Annotated in this window: 1 protein-coding gene and 1 pseudogene; both read right to left on the bottom strand. The window is 36.3% G+C overall.

What is annotated here, in order from left to right; genetic code table 11:
• Positions 1-673 (bottom strand): ABC transporter substrate-binding protein (locus ACFIKN_RS07445; protein ID WP_375658160.1); only part of this gene is annotated, 673 nt, incomplete at its 3' end.
• Positions 674-1,574: 901 nt separating this feature from the next.
• A pseudogene (locus ACFIKN_RS07440) lies at positions 1,575-2,044 on the bottom strand (ABC transporter substrate-binding protein); the annotation flags it as partial.

Below are 2,044 nucleotides of genomic sequence, written 5' to 3'. Positions count from 1 at the left end.
CTCCAGGACGCCAACTCTCTAGCTGATAAGGACCAACACAAGCAGAATGACTTGCCAAATACCGGTTTCCCATATCACCATTTTTTTCGTGTTTCATGAGTGTCTCACGATCAAGCAAAGCAAGAGTACGACTAGTGGCAAAATGGCTAAGAATAAGCTCTGCTGGATAAGGTTTATCAAATTTCATCACCACCGTTTTGTCATCCGGTGCTTGAAAAGCCTCATCAACGTTTTGTTCTGTAATCCCATATTCATTAAATGTCGCCGCAGTAGCCATCTTCAATTGAACAACCCGCTTCATGCTCCAAATCAGATCATTGGCATTCGCAGGACGACCATCGTTGAACTTCAAACCATCACGCAAATGAAAAGTAATCACAGTACTCTGATCATCACTTGAAACATCCCAACTCTTTGCTAACGAAGGAACCATTTTAGCAGCATCATCTGTAGCAGAAACGACTAAATTATCACAAACATTGACAAGAACTTCATTACCATAACGATCATTGATTTGTGCGGGATCAAATGTACTTATTGTATCAAGATTCCAAGCCATCACAAGCGTATCAGCAGGTGTTTTCGCTGAAACTTGTTGCACAAACATCCCCATTGCAAGAACAGCAGAAACAAAAGAACTGCCCTTTTTCAATATTTTTCTTTTCACGTTCATAGAATTTTCCTTTTAAGGTTTAAGGTTATTGTATAACTTCCCCATGTGACAACATGCAAAAATGATAAGATCATGCTTAGAAAACACGCCTCCTAGAGGTAAAACATCAAAACTTCCAAGAGCAGCAACCACTTTTCAAAAGCACATCCCCCGAACACGTATAGGACAAATGAACATATGCAACGCAAAACGATCTGATTAAAATAAAGCTATCACGCACGATAGCACGCGACATCACGGCACTTACAATTCAGAGCATATCAGGCCAAAATTCTTCTTTGCTTCATCAAAAAGATTTCTTCTTCAAGTTTCTTCTTGCTATTTTCTAAAAAGTATCATCAAAGCGCTACTCTAATTGCTTCAAAAACCTCAAGACAATTTAATATTTTGATGATTCTGAATAAATTTTTTAGTAACCACTTTCACCCTTTTTCAGAAGAAAATTCGAACTTTATTATAACTCCGTATCAAATAACAGCTTCGAACCTATAGATTATCATATTTTAAGTCATAAGGAGTGTACTGAGGTATAAGAAGAGTAGCGTGATGTTTCCCCACATATCTGCATAAAATAGTTTTTTCACTAAAACATTTTAAAGTCCCCCATTTTTTCAGAAACACTAAATTTTGCTTTATTCGTTACACCTGTCTTTTGCAACAAACAAATTTATTACTTTTTTATACACATAAATTGAAATATAAAATATTAATATCTATACACGTAGAATTTATCGAGATAAATAACCTTTCTTCCCAATAGAATGTTTTGAAATAAAATTCTCTACACAACATAGAAATCCATTCCCGATAAAATTCAACGTATTGCAAAGTGTTAAAGAGCTTTGCAATACATCAAATATATCATGATCATGTTTTTTATATTTTATAAACCTGATCCTTCTTATTTTTCAATTGCACTATAAAAAATACGTGGTGCACTATTCCAAACCCATTTTTTGACATCAGGTGTCATCGCTACAGAAACATATGTCTGATAGATAAAAGCATAAGGTCCTTTCTGCATAAATTCACGTTGCAAATCAGCATACATNCATAGTTTCATCCAAATACCCATGGCACCAACTCGCATAGCCTGTATTTTTAGCCTCAAACCGATTATCAGGATTGTAAATAAGACGTGAAGCCATTGTATGGGGATCCGCAGAGCCATTATTCCATCCGAAAAAAATCGTATCAAAACCACGCGCATAAAATTTTGAAAATAACTGCGTGCCTACGAAACGTTCAATTTTAAAACGTACCCCCACCTTTTTTGCATTGTCTTGGAGAGACTGAGCAATAGGCAAAGCAAAAGGATAAGGAGAGGCACCGGCAAAAATACTGGCCTCAAAACCATCTGGATAACCTGCC

This window comes from Bartonella sp. CL436QHHD, assembly GCF_042195105.1.
In the GTDB taxonomy this organism is placed as follows: domain Bacteria; phylum Pseudomonadota; class Alphaproteobacteria; order Rhizobiales; family Rhizobiaceae; genus Bartonella.
Note: the sequence above shows the minus strand (reverse complement) of the source record. Positions and strands in the feature narration are given on the sequence as shown.